Here is an 18,632-nt window from a genome sequence, read left to right as displayed (position 1 = left end):
CGGGGTCCGCGCCCGAGCCGCCGGCCCGGCCGGTCCTCTGTCCCGCCCTCGTCCCGGTGGCCGTCGCCGCCGTCCTGCCCGGTCCAACGCGCGGGGGCACCGAGATCGTTCCGCACCGGGCGCGGCGGCCGGTGCGGCCGGGCCGGTCGGCTGCCGTCATCCGGCCGCCAGCGGCGGTGCCGGCCTGCCGCCCGCGTCCAGGTAGGACTGCGGCGGCTTGAGGCGCTGACCGGGGAAGCCGCCCTTCTCGTACTTCAGCAGCTTCTTCGCCTTCTCCGGGTCGGTCTCCCCTTCCCCGTACGCCGGGCAGAGCGGAGCGATCGGGCAGGCCCCGCAGGCGGGCTTGCGGGCGTGGCAGATACGGCGGCCGTGGAAGATCACATGATGCGAGAGCATCGTCCACTCGCTCTTGGGGAAGAGCGCTCCGACGGCCGCCTCGATCTTGTCCGGCTCGGTCTCCTCGGTCCACTGCCAGCGCCGCACCAGCCGCTGGAAGTGGGTGTCCACGGTGATGCCGGGGCGCCCGAAGGCGTTGCCGAGGACGACGAAGGCGGTCTTGCGGCCGACGCCGGGCAGCTTCACCAGGTCCTCTAGACGGCCCGGGACCTCCCCGCCGAACTCCTCCGCCAGGGCCCTGGAAAGACCCATGACCGACCTGGTCTTCGCGCGGAAGAACCCGGTGGGCCTGAGGATGCCCTCGACCTCCTCCGGGTCGGCGGCGGCCAGGTCCTCGGGGGTCGGGTACTTCGCGAACAGCGCCGGTGTCGTCTGGTTGACCCGCAGGTCGGTGGTCTGCGCCGACAGGACGGTGGCGACCAGGAGCTGGAAGGGGTTCTCGAAGTCCAGCTCGGGGTGGGCGTACGGATACACCTCGGCCAGCTCGCGGTCGATGCGGCGGGCCCGGCGGACCAGGGCGGTGTGCGACTCGTTCTTCCGTGACTTCGGGGCGACCGTCCGCACGGACGACGCCTTCCCCACTGCGGCGGTGGCCTTCTCCGGGGCGACGGCCACCTTCTTCGGGGGCACGGCCTTCTTCACGGCGGCGGATCCGCTCGCCGCGGACTTGCCTGCGGACGTGCCCGCGGAGGTCCTGGACGTCTTGGACGTCCTAGCGGGTGCAGCCTTCTTCGCGGGTGCAGCCTTCTTCCCGGTGGCAGCCTTCTTCGCGGGCTTCTCGGGCTTTCCGGGCTTCTCGGAGGTCTTCTTGGCCGCTCTTGTCACAGGGGTCCTCTTTGCCGGTTTCGTCGCTTCGCTGCCGCTGTCGGGCGCCTGTTCGCCCACAGCGGAATCCTGTCGTGCAGCCACCCGCCCAGCCCCCTCGGCCTGTGCTCTCACCGGCGATTCGGACACCCGGCCAGCCTAAGGCCCGGCACCGACATCCGCCCCGGACCCCGAAGATCGGCGCCCGATTGGACCCCTGCCGCGTACCCCGGGACACCTGTACGGCATCCTTGTGACAGATCACACTGTTTGGACCGTCCGGCAAAATGGGGAACACGGTCCCCTGGCGACGGGGGAGCAAGATCCCCTGAGCAGGTCGACAAGGAGAGAACTCGTGGACGACGTTCTGCGGCGCAATCCGCTCTTCGCGGCGCTCGACGACGAGCAGGCCGCGGAGCTTCGCGCCTCCATGACGGAGGTGACGCTCGCACGTGGCGACTCGCTGTTCCACGAGGGCGACCCGGGCGACCGCCTCTATGTGGTCACCGAGGGCAAGGTCAAGCTGCACCGCACGTCCCCGGACGGCCGCGAGAACATGCTGGCCGTCGTGGGCCCCGGTGAGCTGATCGGCGAGCTGTCGCTCTTCGACCCGGGCCCGCGCACCGCGACGGCGACCGCGCTGACCGAGGTCAAGCTGCTCGCCCTGGGCCACGGCGACCTCCAGCCCTGGCTGAACGTACGGCCGGAGGTGGCCGGAGCGCTGCTGCGCGCCGTCGCCCGTCGGCTGCGCAAGACCAACGACCAGATGTCCGACCTGGTCTTCTCCGATGTGCCGGGCCGGGTCGCCCGCGCCCTGCTGGACCTCTCCCGCCGCTTCGGCGTGCAGTCCGAGGAGGGCATCCACGTCGTCCACGACCTGACGCAGGAGGAGCTGGCCCAGCTGGTCGGCGCGTCCCGCGAGACGGTCAACAAGGCCCTGGCCGACTTCGCCCAGCGCGGCTGGCTCCGCCTGGAGGCGCGCGCGGTGATCCTGCTCGACGTGGAACGGCTGGCCAAGAGGTCCCGCTGACCCCGCGCGGCACCGACGCCCGTCCGGGCGGCCGGCCGGGTCTCACCGCCGACGGGCACATCGCGCGCGAAGGGTCCCTGGCGCGCGTGCAGGACGCCTTCCGGCCCGTCGTCGCGGCGGTCCGGGACCGGCTGCCGTACGCCCATGGAGAGCGGCTGCACAGCGCCTACCTCTACGGTTCCGTGCCCCGGGGCGCCGCACGCGCCGGCCGCAGCGACCTGGACCTGCTGGTCGCCCTGCGGGACGAGCCGACGGACGCCGACCGCCGGGCGGCCCGGGTGTTCGGCGCCGCCCTCGATCAGGAGTTCGCCCAGATCGACGGAGTCGGCCTCCTGGTGTACGGCCGGGACCGGCTGCTGAGCGAGGCCGAGCGGTACGACATGGGCTGGTTCACGGCCTGTCTGTGCACCCCGCTGCTCGGCGAGGACCTCGCCGCCCGCCTGCCCCGCTACCGCCCCGGCGACCCGCTGCTCGCCCGGGAGACCAACGGCGACCTGGCGCGGCTCCTCCCCCGGTGGCGCGAGCGGATCGCTGCGGCCGAGGCCGCCGACGGCACCGAGGAGGCCCTCAGGCCCCTGGTGCGCTTCATGTCACGCCATCTCGTCCGGACGGGGTTCACCCTGGTCATGGGCCGCTGGCAGGGCTGGACCAGCGACCTCCACGAGATGGCCGCCGCCTTCGGCACGTACCACCCCGACCGGGCCGCGCACATGGCCGCGGCGGCCGCGCACGGCTACGACCCGGTCGGCGACCGGGCTCTCCTGCGCTTCTGCACCGACGACCTGGGCCCCTGGCTGGCCGCGGAGTACGCGCGCGTGCACGGCGTCAAGGCGCCCCGGCCGTGACCTGCGGCAGCAGCACAGCGACGGCAGCTACAGCTCCGGGCGGCGGCAGCTCTAGATGAGCCCGTGCTCGCGCAGGTACTCCAGCTGGGCCCGGACCGACAGCTCGGCGGCCGGCCACAGGGAGCGGTCCACGTCGGCGTACACGTGGGCGACGACCTCGGCGGGCCCGCGGTGGCCGTCCTCGACCGCCGTCTCGACCTGGGCCAGCCGGTGCGCGCGGTGGGCCAGGTAGAACTCGACGGCGCCCTGGGCGTCCTCCAGAACCGGCCCGTGGCCCGGCAGGACCGTGTGCACGCCGTCGTCGACGGTCAGGGACCTGAGCCGCCGCAGCGAGTCCAGATAGTCGCCGAGCCGTCCGTCCGGGTGGGCGACGACGGTCGTACCGCGCCCCAGGATCGTGTCGCCGGTGAGCACCGCCCGGTCGGCCGGGAGGTGGAAGCAGAGCGAGTCGGCGGTGTGGCCGGGTGTCGGGACGACCCGCAGTTCCAGGCCGCCCACCGAGATCACGTCACCGGCCGCCAGTCCTTCGTCGCCCAGCCGCAGGGCCGGGTCGAGGGCACGCACGCGCGTGCGGGTCAGTTCGGCGAAGCGGGCGGCACCCTCGGCGTGGTCGGGGTGACCGTGGGTCAGGAGGGTCAGGGCTATGCGCCGGCCCGCCTGCTCGGCGGTGGCGACGACCCGGCGCAGGTGGCCCTCGTCCAGCGGTCCGGGATCGATCACCACCGCCAGGTCCGAGCCGGGCTCGGAGAGGATCCAGGTGTTGGTGCCGTCCAGGGTCATGGCGGAGGCGTTGGGCGCGAGGACGTTGACCGCCCGCGCGGTGGCGGGCCCGGAGAGCGCACCGCCGCGGGGCTGCCCGGGGAGCGCTGCTGCGTCCGTCATACGAGGGAGCCTTCCTGGACACCGGCCGCGGGGAGCCGGAGGGGATGCGGGCGGGCCGTCATGCGCGGGTCTCCTGACCGGGCGGGGTGCCGTCGGCCGGGACGTGCCGGGTGAACTCGTCGTGGCCCGGCCAGGACAGCTCGACCTCGTCGCCCACCAGGCGGGCGCGGGCGAGCACGGGGGTCAGGTCCTGGTCCCCGGCCGCCTCCAGCGCCCGCGCCGCGCTGGCGCAGGGCAGCAGCCGGCGCAGGGTGGCGACGGTCGGCGGCATCATCAGCAGCTCACCCTTGTCGTATCCGGCCGCCGCGTCCTGGGGCCGGATCCACACCGTGCGGTCGGCCTCCGTGGAGGCGTTGCGGGTGCGCTGGCCCTCGGGCAGGGCGGCCACGAAGAACCAGGTGTCGTAGCGGCGGGGTTCGAACTCGGGCGTGATCCAGCGCGCCCAGGCGCCCAGCAGGTCCGAGCGCAGGGTCAGGCCGCGGCGGTCGAGGAACTCCGCGAAGGACAGCTCCCGCGCGACCAGGGCGGCGCGGTCGGCCTCCCAGCCGGGGCCCGTGGTGTCGCCGACGGAGTCGTCGCCGGGCCCGGCGAGCAGGACACCCGACTCCTCGTACGTCTCCCGGACGGCCGCGCAGACGATCGCCTGGGCCGCCGCCGCGTCGTCCACGCCGAGCCGGTCGGCCCACCACGCGCGCGTGGGACCCGCCCAGCGCACCTGCTGGTCGTCGTCGCGCGGATCGACGCCGCCGCCCGGGTACGCGTACGCGCCCCCGGCGAAGGCCATGGAGGCGCGTCGGCGCAGCATGTGCACGGCGGGACCGGCGTCGGTGTCCCGCAGGAGCATGACGGTGGCCGCCCGTCTGGGCGCGGCCGGGGTGAGGGTGCCGTCCGCGAGCGCGCGGATGCGGTCCGGCCAGTCCGGAGGGAACCACTGCCCGTTCGCCTGCCCATTCGCCATGGCCGGAGGCTATCCCGTGGCGCGCGAATGTTCGAGAGGCGTCGGGGCCGGGGGCCGCTCAGGGAGCCAGCTCGACCTGGATCTCCACCTCCACGGGCGCGTCCAGCGGCAGTACCGCCACGCCGACCGCGCTGCGCGCGTGCACGCCCTTGTCGCCCAGGACCTCGCCCAGCAGCTCGCTGGCGCCGTTGACGACACCGGGCTGCCCGGTGAAGTCGGCGGCCGAGGCGACGAAGCCCACGACCTTCACCACGCGCGCGATGCGGTCCAGGTCGCCCGCGACGGACTTGACGGCGGCGAGCGCGTTCAGCGCGCAGGTGCGGGCCAGGTCCTTGGCCTCCTCGGCCGTGACCTCGAGGCCCACCTTGCCGGTGACCGGGAGCTTGCCGTCCACCATCGGCAGCTGGCCGGCGGTGTAGACGTACGGACCGGACTGCACGGCCGGCTGGTAGGCGGCCAGCGGCGGCACGACCTCCGGCAGCGTCAGACCCAGCTCGGCCAGCCTGGCCTCGACCGCGCTCATGCCTGCTTCTCCCGCTTCAGGTAGGCCACCAGCTGCTCCGGGTTCGGGCCGGGCACGACCTGGACGAGCTCCCAGCCGTCCTCGCCCCAGTTGTCCAGGATCTGCTTCGTGGCGTGGACGAGCAGCGGCACGGTTGCGTATTCCCACTTGGTCATGGGCCGACTGTAGCCGCTGCGGCCGGCCCTGCCGTGCGCCGGACGTGCGCCCGGCCGCCGGCCGCTCGCACCCCGGGACGCCGACCGCCCGCGCGCCGGGCCGTACGCCTGCCGTACGCCCGCCGTACGCCCGCTCCGCGGCCGGTGAGGACGCCACCGCGGCGGCGGTTGTCCACAGCCTCGCGCGTGCCCGGAGCGCGGACTGGTTAGGCTCGAAGACGTGAGCAGGCTCCAGGTCGTCAGCGGCAAGGGCGGGACCGGCAAGACCACGGTCGCCGCGGCTCTCGCGCTGGCCCTGGCCACGAAGGGGAAGCGGACGCTCCTCGTCGAGGTCGAGGGTCGCCAGGGCATCGCACAGCTCTTCGAAACGGAGGCGCTGCCCTATGAGGAACGCAAGATCGCGGTCGCACCGGGCGGCGGGGAGGTGTACGCGCTCGCCATAGACGCGGAACTGGCCCTGCTGGACTACCTCCAGATGTTCTACAAGCTGGGCAGCGCCGGCCGGGCCCTGAAGAAGCTCGGCGCCGTCGACTTCGCCACCACCGTCGCACCGGGCGTCCGGGACGTCCTGCTGACCGGCAAGGCGTGCGAGGCGGTGCGGCGCAAGGACCGGGCCGGACGGTTCGTCTACGACTACGTGGTCATGGACGCGCCCCCGACCGGCCGCATCACCCGCTTCCTCAACGTCAACGACGAGGTGGCCGGGCTCGCCAGGATCGGCCCGATACACAATCAGGCGCAGGCCGTGATGCGGGTGCTGAAGTCCGCCGAGACGGCCGTGCACCTGGTGACGCTGCTGGAGGAGATGCCCGTCCAGGAGACCGCGGACGGCATCGCCGAACTGCGCGCCGCCCGGCTGCCGGTGGGCCGCGTCGTCGTGAACATGGTGCGCCCCCAGGTGTTGGACGCCGCCGGCCTGGAACTCGTACGGAGCGTGCCGCGGACCGCGCTCGCCCGCTCGCTGTCCTCCGCCGGGCTCGGCGGCGCACGGCGCGGCGGGAACGCCGAGCGGCTGGTGGACCCGCTGCTCGCGCAGGCGCACGAGTACGCCGAGCGGTACGCACTGGAGCAGGAGCAGCGCTCGGTCCTCGGCGAGCTGGACCTGCCGCTGCACGAACTGCCGCTGCTCGCCGAGGGCATGGATCTGGCGGGCCTGTACGAACTGGCGAGAGAGCTGCGGAAGCAGGGGATGTCATGAGCCCGGACCCGGCCCCCGCGGGGGGACCCGAAGCGCCCTCAGGACCGTCGCATGAGGGCGCCCGCCGTCTCGCGCACACACGCGTGCTGGACGTCGACCCGCTGATCGACGACCCGGGGACGCGGATCGTGGTGTGCTGCGGCGCGGGCGGGGTCGGCAAGACGACGACGGCTGCGGCCCTCGGACTGCGGGCGGCCGAGCGGGGTCGCAAGGTGGTCGTCCTGACGATCGACCCGGCCCGCCGGCTCGCCCAGTCGATGGGCATCGACTCCCTCGACAACGTCCCGCGCCGGGTCAAGGGCACCGACGGCGACGGCGAACTGCACGCCATGATGCTCGACATGAAGCGCACCTTCGACGAGGTCGTCGAGGCGCACGCGGATCCCGAGCGGGCGGCGGCGATCCTGGCCAACCCCTTCTACCAGTCGCTCTCGGCGGGCTTCGCGGGCACGCAGGAGTACATGGCGATGGAGAAGCTGGGGCAGCTGCGGGCGCGCGACGAGTGGGACCTCATCGTCGTCGACACCCCGCCCTCGCGCTCCGCGCTGGACTTCCTGGACGCGCCCAAGCGGCTCGGCTCCTTCCTGGACGGGCGGCTGATCCGGCTCCTGACGGCCCCGGCCAAGCTGGGCGGGCGCGCCGGGATGAAGTTCCTGAACGTCGGCATGTCGATGATGACCGGCACGCTGGGCAAGCTGCTGGGCGGCCAGCTCCTCAAGGACGTCCAGACCTTCGTGGCCGCGATGGACACCACCTTCGGCGGCTTCCGTACGCGCGCCGACGCCACGTACAAACTGCTCCAGGCGCCGGGGACGGCGTTCCTGGTGGTCGCGGCCCCGGAGCGGGACGCCCTGCGAGAGGCCGCGTACTTCGTGGAGCGGCTGGCCGCGGAGCGGATGCCGCTGGCCGGTCTGGTCCTCAACCGGGTGCACGGCAGCGGGGCCGGGAAGCTGTCGGCCGAGCGGGCGCTCGCCGCGGCGGAAAATCTTGAGGAGCCCCGCATTGTGGATCAGGGGGACGGGAAAGCTGGTCTTCGTAACTCTCCCGACACGTACGGAAGTTCAGACTCCCCCAGTTCTGACCTCCCGGACTCCGGCGCCCCGGGCTCCGGTTCTTCCGACCCCGAGACCGAGCACACGGATTCCACCGATCCAGCCGATCCCGCCGGCCCCGACGACGCGGCCGACCCGGCAAACTCCTCGGACCCGGCGGACGGCCTCGTGGATCCCGCGGGCCCCGCGGATCCCTCGGACCCCGTGGACCAGGTTGCCGCGGGTCTGCTGCGGCTGCACGCCGAGCGTATGCAGGTGCTCGCGCGCGAGCAGCGCACGCGCGACCGCTTCGCCGCCCGGCATCCCGAGGTCGCGGTGGCGGAGGTGGCCGCGCTCCCCGGCGATGTGCACGACCTCACGGGACTGCGGGACATCGGGGACCGGCTCGCGGACAACCGCCGCGAACTGCCCGAGCCGGGCGCCTGAGAGGACGGCGGCGGCACCCGGGCGCGAGAGCGCTCTCAGCCCACCGCCGCGAAGGCCTCGTACACCTCGTCTTCGTCGAGGGAGACCAGGCCCGCCCCGCGCTCGTACTCCAGGCGCGCGGTCTCCAGCAGCCTGCGCCATGAGGTGACGGTCGGCCGTCTGCGCAGCAGCGCGCGGCGCTCACGCTCCGTCATGCCTCCCCAGACGCCGAACTCGACGCGGTTGTCGAGTGCGTCGGCAAGGCATTCGGTGCGTACCGGGCACCCCGTGCACACCGCCTTGGCCCTGTTCTGCGCTGCTCCTTGAACGAACAGTTCATCCGGATCGGTAGTGCGGCAGGCCGCCTGCGCACTCCAGTCGGTTACCCAGCCCATACCGGCGCCGTCCTCTCCCGAATCGAGGCTCCCCCACGGCGACGGCGGCATATTCACCGCCGCCAGTTGAGGACGTTACGGAAGGTGGACACAGCGCAACACCCCCAGCGGGCCCAATCTTGAATGGTCCGAACGGACTATGGGTTAGCGGCAGATCACCCGGGGGAGTGAGGTGGCGACATGCGCGACATTCCCGGCACACCGGGAGGTTCCCCTTGCGCCACAACGGACGTCACGCATCACACAAGGCGATTCCGGGCACGTGTCGCCGGGCCCGGAGACCGGCCGGGAAGGAAAATCGCGCGCGTCCGGAACGATTCGGGTTCGCCGGACGTAGGAGACGAGGGAAGGGACAGCGGTACTGCTGTGACAGCCGAGAGCAGCTTAGGCCAAGGCATATACGCGTGTCCGGCGAATGAGAACGTAGGCTGCCCCCATGCCAAAGAAGCGCTCGGGCGGTGGTCAGTCGCCAACGCAACAGGCCGCCAAGTTCCTCGGTGTCAGTGTGCTCGCCGGAGCGGTCCTCGCCGGAATCGCGTTGCCCGCGGCCGGCGCGCTGGGCCTGGCGGCGAAGGGGTCGGTCCAGGGGTTCGACGACATCCCGGCCAACCTCAAGCGCCCCCCGCTCAGCCAGCGCACCACGATCCTGGACAGCCAGGGCAGCCAGCTCGCCCAGGTCTACTCCCGTGACCGCACGGTGGTGGAGCTCAAGGACATCTCCCCGTATCTGCAGAAGGCGATCGTCGCGATCGAGGACGCTCGCTTCTACCAGCACGGGGCGATCGACCTGAAGGGCGTCCTGCGCGCGCTCAACAAGAACGCGACCAGCGGCGGGGTGGCCCAGGGCGCCTCCACACTCACCCAGCAGTACGTGAAGAACGTCTTCGTGGAGGAGGCCGGCGACGACCCGACGAAGGTCGCGCAGGCCACGCAGCAGACCCTCGGCCGCAAGATCAAGGAGCTGAAGTACGCGATCCAGGTCGAGCAGGACCTCGGCAAGAAGCGGATCCTCGAGAACTACCTGAACATCACCTTCTTCGGTGAGCAGGCCTACGGCGTCGAGGCCGCCTCCCAGCGGTACTTCTCCAAGCACGCCAAGGACCTCACCCTCCCCGAGGCGGCGCTGCTGGCCGGCATCGTCCAGTCGCCGAGCCGCTACGACCCGGTCAACGACGAGGCCGAGGCCACCAAGCGGCGCAACACCGTGCTCCAGCGGATGGCCGAGGTCGGGGACATCTCCCAGGCGGAGGCGGACGCGGCCAAGAAGGTCCCGCTGAAGCTGAAGGTCACCCGGCCGCGCAACGGCTGCATCACCGCGGTCAAGGACTCGGCCTTCTTCTGCAAGTACGTCGAGAAGGCGTTCCTGAACAGCCCGGTCTACGGCAAGACCCGCGCCGACCGGGCCAAGATCTGGAACCAGGGCGGTCTGACCATCCGCACCACCCTGGACCCGCAGGCCCAGGCGTCGGTGCAGTCCTCCCTGAAGGACCACATCTACCAGTCGGACTCCGTCGCCTCGGCGGCCGTGCTGGTCGAGCCGGGCACCGGCCGGATCGTCGCGATGGGCCAGTCCAAGCCGTACGGCTACGGGAAGAACGAGACCGAGATCAACTACTCGGTCGGCAACGACGCGGGCGGCTCGAACTACGGCTTCCCGACCGGTTCGACGTTCAAGCCGTTCGTCGCGGCGGCGGCCATCGAGGGCGGCAAGGCGCCCACGCAGGAGTACTCCTCGCCGTACAAGATGCCGTACCCGAGCCCGGTCCAGGCGTGCGACGGCAAGCGGTGGCTGAACTCGTACCACGAGGACGTGGAGAACGAGAACACCTCCGAGCACGGCCCGTACGCCATGAAGGAGGCCATGGCGAAGTCGATCAACACCTACTTCGTGCAGATGATCTCCGAGATCGGCCTCTGCCCGGTGACGACCATGACCGACAAGCTGCACGTGGTGCAGGGTGACGGCAAGAAACTGCCGCAGGCGCCCTCCATCGCGCTCGGCGCGGTCGGCATCTCCCCGCTGACGATGGCGAGCGCCTACGCCACCTTCGCCTCGCGCGGCACGTACTGCACCCCGGTCGCCATCGAGTCGATCACCCAGCGCATCGGCGGCCAGACGAAGGCGCTGCCGGTGCCGAAGACCACCTGCACGCGGGCCATGTCCGAGAAGACCGCGGACACCGTCAACACGCTGCTCCAGGGCGTGATCGACTCCGGTACCGGCCAGCAGGCCGGTCTCTCCGACCGCGACAACGCGGGCAAGACGGGTACGACCGACGAGCGCAAGAACGCCTGGTTCGTCGGCTACACGCCGAACATGGCGGGCGCGGTGTGGGTGGGCAGCGCCAGCCAGAAGGTCAAGATGACCGGCATCCGCATCGGCGGCATCATGCACGACCTCGTCTTCGGCGCCGACGTGCCCGGCCCGATCTGGCGGGACGCGATGACCGGCGCCCTCCAGGGCAAGCCCGCCCCGTCCTTCAACATCATCGACATCCCGGACCCGGGCAAGGACAAGAACAAGGGTCCCGACAAGGACAAGAACAAGGGCGGCGACAAGGGAAAAGGCCGCGGCCACGGGGGTGACGGCGGCGACGACGGCGGTGGTCTCCCCGGTGGCCCGGCCGGCGGCGGCACCGGGTTCCCCGGCTTCCCCGGCGGCTTCATCCAGGGCCAGACCGGCGGCACCCACGGGAACGGCAACGGCGGACAGCACGGCTGATCCGGCCCCGCGCACCCCATGAGCACAACGAGAGGAGGGCCCCGGCTTCCCGCCGGGGCCCTCCTCTGCTCTGGCCCTCTGGCCCTCTGGCCCGGCGGCCGGATCAGAGGACTGGTCCGCTGGTCGTCGGTCCGGCGGGCGGATCAGAGGACCGGTCCGCTGGTCCTCACGTCCGGCGGCCGGATCAGCCCGCCAGCAGCCTTTTGACCACCGCGGCGACCCGCCCGCCCTCGGCCTGCCCCGCGACCTTCGGGTTCACGATCTTCATGACCGCGCCCATGGCCCGCGGCCCCTCGGCGCCGGCCGCCCTGGCCTCCGCGACCGCCTGGCCGACGATCGCCTCCAGCTCCTCGTCGGACAGCTGCTTGGGCAGATACGCGGCGAGCACCTCGCCCTCCGCCTTCTCCCGCTCGGCCGACTCCGCACGACCGCCCTGTGCGAAGGCATCGGCCGCCTCGCGGCGCTTCTTGGCCTCCTTGGTGATCACCTTGAGGACCTCGTCGTCGGACAGCTCGCGCTTCACCTTGCCCGCGACCTCCTCCTTGGTGATCGCGGCGAGCGTCAGCCGGAGCGTCGCGGAACGCAGCTCGTCACGCTCCTTGATCGCGGCGTTGAGGTCATCGTGCAGCTTCGACTTGAGGGTGGTCATGAGGTCGATTGTCGCAGGTACGACGTGATCGCCGCGCGCCGATTTACCGGCCCGTCGCGGGCGGGCGACTGAGCTCCCGGCACCCCGCACCGGGGCCCCGCCGCGCGCGCGATTTCCCTGGCAGGGCACGACTTTGAGACGATGGACACATGCGCGCGCGATACGGAGTACCCCTCGGCATCACGGCGGTCGCGACCGCCGGTCTCATCTACGCGGCGGGTTTCGAGGTCCGCTCCTTCCGCCTGCGACGGGTGACCGTCCCGGTCCTGCCCTCGGGTATGCACCCCCTCCGCGTCCTCCAGGTCTCCGACATCCACATGGTCGGCGACCAGCGCAAGAAGCAGCGCTGGCTGCGCTCGCTCGCCGGGCTGCGCCCCGACTTCGTGATCAACACCGGCGACAACCTCTCCGACCCCGAGGGTGTGCCGGAGGTCCTGGACTCGCTCGGCCCGCTCATGGAGTTCCCGGGCGCCTATGTCTTCGGCTCCAACGACTACTACGGCCCCCGGCCGCGCAACCCCGCCCGCTATCTGCTGGAGAAGACGAGCGGCCGGCACGGCCTGAACGGCAACGCCCCCGCGGTCGGCGTGATCCACAACCCGTGGGAGGACCTGCGCGACGGCTTCGACGAGGCGGGCTGGCTCAACCTCACCAACACCCGCGGCACCCTGAAGATCGAGGGCGTCTCGGTGGAGCTGACGGGCCTGGACGATCCGCACATCAAGCGGGACCGCTACGCCCGGGTGGCCGGCGGCCCGTCCGCCGGGGCCGACTTCTCGATGGGCGTCGTCCACGCCCCCTACCTGCGCGCCCTGGACGCCTTCGCGGCCGACGGCTACCCCCTGATCCTGGCCGGCCACACCCACGGCGGGCAGCTCTGCATCCCCTTCTACGGCGCCCTGGTCACCAACTGCGACCTGGACACCGACCGGGTCAAGGGCCTGTCCACCCACACCGCCGAGGGCCACACCTCCTACCTCCACGTCTCGGCGGGCTGCGGCACCAACCGCTACACCCCGGTCCGCTTCGCCTGCCCGCCGGAGGCGACACTGCTGACGCTGGTGGCGAAGGACTGACCGGACCGACGAGACCGACCGGACCGACGAGACGGGATGGGGACGGAACGGGGCGGGACGGAACGGAACGGAACGCCGGCAAGGCATCGGTCGCATCGGTCGCCGTACGAGCACCGGTCACGATACTCCGCCCGTAACCCACACAGCCCACCCGAATCGCCCGGAAAGCCCCCACTTCCTACCGTGAGGGCATGACCGCCCCGATACCACCGGTCCCCGGAGCGTCCGCCTCCCCGACGCCTCCGATCCCCCGGGACATACCGGACCTCCCCGTGATCCCGGGCATCACCGCGCTGATGGCGTCCGCCGTCCCCGCGACCGCGGTGGTGACCCCCGTCCGCCGCCCCTGGACGGCGGTGTACCGCCTCCTGGTCGCCGCAGCGGCTGCGGCGGCGGTGACGGCCGAGATGATCATCGGCCCGCCGCTGCACGTCCTGAGCCATTTCGCAATCCAGAGCACGATCCTGCTGATCCTGGTACTCGCCGTCTCGGCCCGCAGGGCGTGGACCGCCCGCCGCCCCACCCCCGCGTCCCTGACCGGGGCGGCCGTGCTCTACGTCACCCTGTACGCACTGGTCCACCACCTGCTGCTGACCGAGGCGACCCCGCCGTTCTCGATCACGGACGCCCCCGGTACCCACCCCCTGTGGCAGTCGGTCGCCGCGCGCCTCCTGCACACGGTGATCCCGGCCGCCGCCCTGCTGGACTGGCTCCTGCTGACCGCCCCGAACCGCCTCCACCTGCGCCAGGCCGGCCCCTGGCTGCTCTACCCACTGGCCTACCTGGCCTTCTCCCTCACCCGGGGCGCACTGCTCCCGGCCGGCGCGGCACACCGTTACCTGTACTCCTTCCTGGACGTCGACCAGCACGGATACCGCCACGTCCTGGCCAACGCCCTCCTCCTGGGCCTCTCCTGCTACGCCCTCGCCCTCCTCCTCGTGGCCCTCGACCACGCCCGGCCCAACCCGGTCCCCCGCCGCACCAGAACCGGATTTCGCCTCAGGCCCCCGGTGGGCTAAAGTAAACGTCGTCGCCGCGACAAGCAGCGACATCGGGGTGTGGCGCAGCTTGGCAGCGCGCTTCGTTCGGGACGAAGAGGTCGTGGGTTCAAATCCCGCCACCCCGACGCTGGTCAGAGGGCTTGGTGTGTAAGTTACACCAGGCCCTTTGACGTGTTTGAGGGCCGAACAGGGGCCAAGGGAATCCGGTCAAACGTCGTGGGCAGTCACACCGCGTCGCTGTGAAGATCACGTTCATCGCCGCCGCCTCCTCCGCTGAGCGGCCGTGCGGGCGTTTCAGGGGTTGCCCATGGCCAGCGCCGGACGAGTGACCGACGACTCGTGATGCCCAGGGCGGCAGCACGTCCGCCCAAAGTGAGAAGCAGAGGGCGAGATGGCGCGGGCGGGCGGAGAAAGGGCGTGCGTCCGGCGGGCGCGGTGGTGATAGTTGCCGTATGGATGCGATCAAGGCCGCACGCGCCGTCGTGGAGGAACAGCACCCCGAAGCGCGCGCCGCGTTCCTGGGCGGCAGTGGGGCGACGGGCCGTCGCACGGTGACGTCGGATCTCGACGTCGTGGTGCTGCTGCACGGGGCCCCGGCGCCGTACCGGGTGAGCCTCCGGTATGCCGACTGGCCGGTGGAGATGTTCGTGCACACCGAAGCGACGTGGCACGCCTACATCGAACGGGAACTGCCCACACGCCGGTCACCGCTGCTGTGGATGTGTGCCGATGGGCTGCTGCTCCTCGACGTCGATGGACTCGGGGCGCGGCTCGCCGCGCAGGCCCGGAAGCTGGTTGCCGCGGGACCGCCTCCGGTGTCGGCGGAGGAGATCGACGATCGCCGCTACGCGATCACCGACCTCCTCGACGACCTCGCGGGAAGCAGCGACCAGGGCGAGCGTCTGTTCATCGCGACCGAACTGGTCCGTCGCACCGGTGAACTGGCGCTGGCGATCTCCGGGTCTTGGGGTGGGGGTGGCAAGTGGCTGGCACGCCGCCTGGAGGTGGCCGTGCCAGGGCTCGGCAGACGTCTTCACCACGGGCTGCGGGAAGTGCTCGGCGGGAGGGTGGAGCCGCTCGCGGTCGTCGTCGAAGAGGTGCTAGGGCAGGGCGGCGGCCGGTTGTGGGTCGGGTACGAGCGCCCGGGAACTCCCTGAACCATCGCGCCCGTAGAGGCTCGCGCGGTCGGCACCGGACTTCACGCCGTCGGGATCAGGCTTTGTCGGTGAGTTGCGCAATCTTTAAACTGTGGGGCATGGAGACAGCCGATGTGACGGTGCGGGAGGACGCGGTGCTCGTGGGTGGGCCTGCGGACGGGGTGCGGCTGGTGGTCGCGGGGCGGCCTCGGGTGGTGCAGGTGACGTATCCGTGCGGGGTCGAGGGCGGGCCGGACGGGGTGCGGGTGGAGGGGGTGCGGGTGGAGGGGGTCTATGTGTATCGGCGGGTTCTCAGGGAGGCCGGGGAGGGAGGGGGTGCGGGACGGGGTGTGCGGTACGGGTTCGATGTCGCCAGTCCCTGAGCCGCTCCAGTTCCTGGGTCCCGCCAGACCGTGCGTCGCTTCAGTCTTGAGCCCCGCCGGGCCTTGCGTCGCTTCAGTTTTGAGCCCCGCCGGGCCTTGCGTCGCTTCAGTTTTGAGCCCCCGTCAGCCGTTGAGTCGTTTGGGTCTTGCGCCCCGTCAGTCCTCCTTCTGGATCTTGGTTCGGATGATTGCGTAAGTGTGCAACCATTCGGTGGGCTCGTTCGTCTTCTCGGTATGAGTCGTACGTATGAACGCACGCGGCGGGCCGCTTCCAGCCCCCGGAGGCACGGTCGGGCGGGGCGGCGGCGGGGGCCCGTGCGGGTGGTGCTGATGGTCGCGCTGGTGGTGGCCGTGCTCGGTACGGCCGGGGCGGGGTGGATCTACCTCAAGCTCAATGGCGACATCAAGACCTTCGACGGCAGCGGGCTGGCCACGGACCGGCCCGGCGCGGGCTCCTCCGAGGGGGAGAACGTGCTGGTGATCGGGTCGGACGCGCGCACGGACGGGAACGACGCGCTGGGCGGGGGCAGCAAGGACGACATCGGGCGGTCCGACACCGCGTTCCTGCTGCACGTCTACGCCGACCACCGGCACGCGATCGCCGTGTCGATACCCCGGGACACCCTGGTCACCATCCCGCCGTGCCGGCTGCCCGACGGCGCCTGGACCAAGGCCCGGCCGCAGACCATGTTCAACGAGGCCTTCTCGGTCGGGCAGACGGAGAAGGGGAATCCGGCCTGCACCCAGAACACCGTGGAGTCCCTGACCGGGCTGCGGGTCGACCACACCGTCGTCGTCGACTTCAAGGGGTTCGCCGCTCTGACGGACGTGGTGGGGGGTGTGCCGGTGTGTCTGCCGCAGGACATCTACCAGGGCGATCTCAATCCCAACCGCACCACCAAGGGGTCCCTGCTCTTCAGGAAGGGGCAGCAGACCGTCTCGGGGCGCAAGGCACTCGACTACGTGCGCATTCGGCACGGCATCGGGGACGGGTCCGACATCGGGCGCATCAAGCGCCAGCAGGCCTTCGTCTCCAGCCTGTTGAAGAAGATCAAGAGTGACGGGCTCACCCCGACCAAGCTGCTGCCGCTCGCCAGCGCCGCCACCGGTTCCATGACCGTCGATCCGGGGCTGGGCTCGGCCGCCAAGCTCGTCTCCTTCGCCATGTCGCTGAAGGACGTCGACCTGCACAACACCAAGTTCGTGACGATTCCCTGGCGTTACCAGGGTGAGCGCGTCGCCGTCGTGGAGCCGGACGCCTCCGATCTGTGGGCCGCGCTGAAGGCCGACCGCACCGTCGACGGCAAGGACGCCGGAGGGAACGGCACGAAGCGGGCTCCTTCCGGGACCGCCTCCGCGAGCGTGTCCGGGGCCGGGATCGACGTCGCCGTGCTCAACGGCACCACCGCCCGCGGCCTCGCCGCCAAGGCCGCCGCCGCGCTCACCGGGCACGGGTTCACGGTCACCGCGGTCGGCAACGCCGACAACCGGCGGTACACCACCACCGTCGTCGAGTACGGCAGCGGGCTGCGCGGCCGGGCCGAGACGGTCGCGCGGCTCTTCCCGGGGGCCGAGCTGCGCGCCGTCGAAGGGGCGGGCGCCGGTGTCGACGTCGTCGTGGGGACGGCCTACGAGGCCGCCTCGGCCACCGGCGACGGCGGCGCCCCCGCCTCCCCCACGCCCTCCGCCGACCCGTCCGCCGCCGTTCCCGACTCGGTGGCCCACGACGCCCGGTCCGCCGACGACGACCTGTGCTCCGACCTGTCGTACGGGAGCGGCGGCTGACCGGCGTCGAGGGCCGGTCGTGTCTGCCCGCGTCCCGGCGGGTCAGCGGTTCAGTTCACAGGGCTTCCGCGATGCGGTCGACCTGGTCGGGGTCGAGGCCGTAGCAGTAGAACATGACCTCGTCGGCGCCCAGGTCGGCGTAGGCGGTGACGGTGTCGCGGACGGCCTGCGGGGTGGTGAGCATGCCGGAGACCATGCGGTCGGGCATGCCGGTGAAGGCGTAGTACGCGTGCATCGCGGCCCGCGCGTCGTCGACGACCACCTGCGGGCCCAGCGCGACGTTCGCCTGGGCGACCAGGCGCGGGGCGCCCTCGCGGCCGTGCGCGCGCCACTGTTCGCGGACGGTGTCGAACAGGCCGCCCGCCCAGGACGGCGGCGCGGCGGCCAGGAAGCCGTCGCCCCAGCGGGCCACCCGCTCCAGGGCCATGGGCTTGAAGCCGCCGAAGAGGATCTCGGGGCCGCCGGGGCGGGCGGGGGCCGGGCCGATGGGGCCCGCGTCCGCGCCGTACGGTTCGCCGGACCACAGGCGGCGCAGCAGCGGCAGTTGCTCGTTCAGGCGGCGGCCGCGGGTGTGCAGGTCGACGCCCGCGGCCTCGTGGTCGTCCGCCCGGCCGCCGACGCCGAGGCCGAGGACCAGCCGGCCGCCGGACATCCGGTCCAAGGTGGCCGTCTGCTTGGCCAGCAGGGCGGTGTCGCGCAGCGGGGCGAGCAGCACCTCGGTCTGGACGCGGACGCGCGAGGTGGCGCCGGCCAGGACGGCGAGCGCGATCAGCGGTTCGGGGTTGTCGTAGACCAGCCGGTCGAGCAGGCCGAGCGTGGTGAACGGGCCGTCCTCGGCGCGCCGGGCCCAGGTGAGCAGGGTGGCGGGGTCGCTGATGGGCAGGCCGATACCGACGTTCATGAAGGAACCTCCGTGAGGGCAGAGCAGGGCAAGGCGGTGAGTCCGGTCGCGCTGTCGCGTCCGGCCGGGTCGCTGCCGCCCTCTCCTGCGCCTCGGTGAGGCGGGACGCTCCCACTCTGCGGCGTACTTCCGGGGAGGTCTCTTCGAAGTGCGTCCAGGGTAGGCGTCCGGGGCGCGGACGGCCACCGCTTTTCCGGCCGTACCCAGCCGTACGCAGCCGTACGCAGCCGTACACGGGGGGCGCGCGGCGCGCAGCAGGCAGCGGGCGGCGGGCGGCGGGCGGGGCTGGAACCGCGCGCGCCCGTGCGGCAGTCTTTCCGCTCGTGGGGAGCGTTC

General features: G+C 71.9%; 17 protein-coding genes and 1 tRNA gene. 10 read left to right on the top strand and 8 right to left on the bottom strand.

Translation table 11 applies throughout. From position 1 onward, the window contains the following. Nucleotides 1-156: 156 nt before the first annotated feature. A complete protein-coding gene (nth, locus tag A8713_RS17075) occupies nt 157-1,221 on the bottom strand; it encodes an endonuclease III (protein WP_064534359.1) in 1,065 nt (354 codons plus the stop codon). 334 nt (nt 1,222-1,555) lie between these two features. Here nth and A8713_RS17070 point away from each other — a divergent pair, with 334 nt between their 5' ends. Then, nucleotides 1,556-2,230: a Crp/Fnr family transcriptional regulator gene (locus A8713_RS17070; protein WP_009189818.1), complete on the top strand. Its 675-nt coding sequence runs from the start codon at nt 1,556-1,558 to the stop codon at nt 2,228-2,230. Between the two features lie 86 nt (nt 2,231-2,316). Next, nucleotides 2,317-3,075, top strand: a complete 759-nt coding sequence (locus tag A8713_RS17065; protein WP_237305399.1) for a nucleotidyltransferase domain-containing protein — start codon at nt 2,317-2,319, stop codon at nt 3,073-3,075. 51 nt (nt 3,076-3,126) lie between these two features. On the opposite strand, the gene A8713_RS17060 is transcribed toward A8713_RS17065, so the two are convergent. The 4 genes from A8713_RS17060 to A8713_RS33170 are packed head-to-tail and all read right to left on the bottom strand — an operon-like array spanning nt 3,127 to nt 5,593. Next, on the bottom strand, nt 3,127-3,957 hold the full coding sequence (locus A8713_RS17060) for an MBL fold metallo-hydrolase (protein WP_064534357.1): 831 nt from the start codon (nt 3,955-3,957) through the stop codon (nt 3,127-3,129). Nucleotides 3,958-4,015: 58 nt separating this feature from the next. Further along, nucleotides 4,016-4,915, bottom strand: coding sequence for an NUDIX hydrolase (locus A8713_RS17055; RefSeq protein ID WP_064534356.1), 900 nt, complete (start codon nt 4,913-4,915; stop codon nt 4,016-4,018). 58 nt (nt 4,916-4,973) lie between these two features. Continuing rightward, nucleotides 4,974-5,438: a RidA family protein gene (locus A8713_RS17050; protein WP_064534355.1), complete on the bottom strand. Its 465-nt coding sequence runs from the start codon at nt 5,436-5,438 to the stop codon at nt 4,974-4,976. After that, nucleotides 5,435-5,593, bottom strand: a complete 159-nt coding sequence (locus A8713_RS33170) for a DUF4177 domain-containing protein (RefSeq protein ID WP_086024262.1) — start codon at nt 5,591-5,593, stop codon at nt 5,435-5,437. The genes A8713_RS17050 and A8713_RS33170 overlap by 4 nt, the downstream gene beginning before the upstream one ends. A 220-nt stretch (nt 5,594-5,813) precedes the next feature. On the opposite strand from A8713_RS33170, the gene A8713_RS17045 reads away from it, so the two are divergent. Both A8713_RS17045 and A8713_RS17040 read left to right on the top strand, forming a co-directional pair. Next, nucleotides 5,814-6,791, top strand: a complete 978-nt coding sequence (locus tag A8713_RS17045; RefSeq protein ID WP_064534354.1) for an ArsA family ATPase — start codon at nt 5,814-5,816, stop codon at nt 6,789-6,791. Next, nucleotides 6,788-8,269, top strand: coding sequence for an ArsA family ATPase (locus A8713_RS17040; RefSeq protein WP_064534353.1), 1,482 nt, complete (start codon nt 6,788-6,790; stop codon nt 8,267-8,269). Before A8713_RS17045 ends, A8713_RS17040 begins: the two co-directional genes overlap by 4 nt. Before the next feature lie 35 nt (nt 8,270-8,304). Here the strand turns inward: A8713_RS17040 and A8713_RS17035 are convergent, their stop codons facing one another. Beyond that, nucleotides 8,305-8,643 (bottom strand): WhiB family transcriptional regulator, encoded by a 339-nt coding sequence (locus tag A8713_RS17035; protein WP_064534352.1) that lies wholly within the window; start codon nt 8,641-8,643, stop codon nt 8,305-8,307. Between the two features lie 436 nt (nt 8,644-9,079). Here A8713_RS17035 and A8713_RS17030 point away from each other — a divergent pair, with 436 nt between their 5' ends. Next, the gene (locus A8713_RS17030) at nt 9,080-11,365 is read left to right on the top strand and encodes a transglycosylase domain-containing protein (RefSeq protein WP_064534351.1); all 2,286 of its coding nucleotides are present in this window, start codon (nt 9,080-9,082) and stop codon (nt 11,363-11,365) included. 184 nt (nt 11,366-11,549) lie between these two features. On the opposite strand, the gene A8713_RS17025 is transcribed toward A8713_RS17030, so the two are convergent. Continuing rightward, nucleotides 11,550-12,014: a GatB/YqeY domain-containing protein gene (locus A8713_RS17025; RefSeq protein ID WP_064534350.1), complete on the bottom strand. Its 465-nt coding sequence runs from the start codon at nt 12,012-12,014 to the stop codon at nt 11,550-11,552. Between the two features lie 149 nt (nt 12,015-12,163). Between A8713_RS17025 and A8713_RS17020 the strand changes: the two genes are divergently transcribed. From A8713_RS17020 to A8713_RS16995, 5 genes are all read left to right on the top strand, one after another. Further along, nucleotides 12,164-13,090: a metallophosphoesterase gene (locus tag A8713_RS17020; protein ID WP_064534349.1), complete on the top strand. Its 927-nt coding sequence runs from the start codon at nt 12,164-12,166 to the stop codon at nt 13,088-13,090. A gap of 191 nt (nt 13,091-13,281) precedes the next feature. Continuing rightward, a complete protein-coding gene (locus A8713_RS17015; protein ID WP_064534348.1) occupies nt 13,282-14,109 on the top strand; it encodes a Pr6Pr family membrane protein in 828 nt (275 codons plus the stop codon). Between the two features lie 33 nt (nt 14,110-14,142). Continuing rightward, nucleotides 14,143-14,216, top strand: a tRNA-Pro gene (locus tag A8713_RS17010). Between the two features lie 327 nt (nt 14,217-14,543). Continuing rightward, complete coding sequence (locus tag A8713_RS17005; protein WP_064534347.1) at nt 14,544-15,248, top strand: nucleotidyltransferase domain-containing protein; 705 nt, start codon at nt 14,544-14,546, stop codon at nt 15,246-15,248. Nucleotides 15,249-15,844: 596 nt separating this feature from the next. After that, on the top strand, nt 15,845-17,395 hold the full coding sequence (locus A8713_RS16995; protein ID WP_064534345.1) for an LCP family protein: 1,551 nt from the start codon (nt 15,845-15,847) through the stop codon (nt 17,393-17,395). Nucleotides 17,396-17,450: 55 nt separating this feature from the next. Here the strand turns inward: A8713_RS16995 and A8713_RS16990 are convergent, their stop codons facing one another. Beyond that, nucleotides 17,451-18,296 carry an LLM class flavin-dependent oxidoreductase gene (locus tag A8713_RS16990; protein WP_064534344.1) on the bottom strand — a complete coding sequence of 282 codons (846 nt, stop codon included), beginning with the start codon at nt 18,294-18,296 and terminating at the stop codon, nt 17,451-17,453. Between the last annotated feature and the right edge of the window lie 336 nt (nt 18,297-18,632).

Origin of the sequence: Streptomyces sp. SAT1 (assembly GCF_001654495.1) — a bacterium.
Classification (GTDB): domain Bacteria; phylum Actinomycetota; class Actinomycetes; order Streptomycetales; family Streptomycetaceae; genus Streptomyces; species Streptomyces andamanensis.
This window is presented reverse-complemented; position numbering and strand designations above follow the sequence as displayed.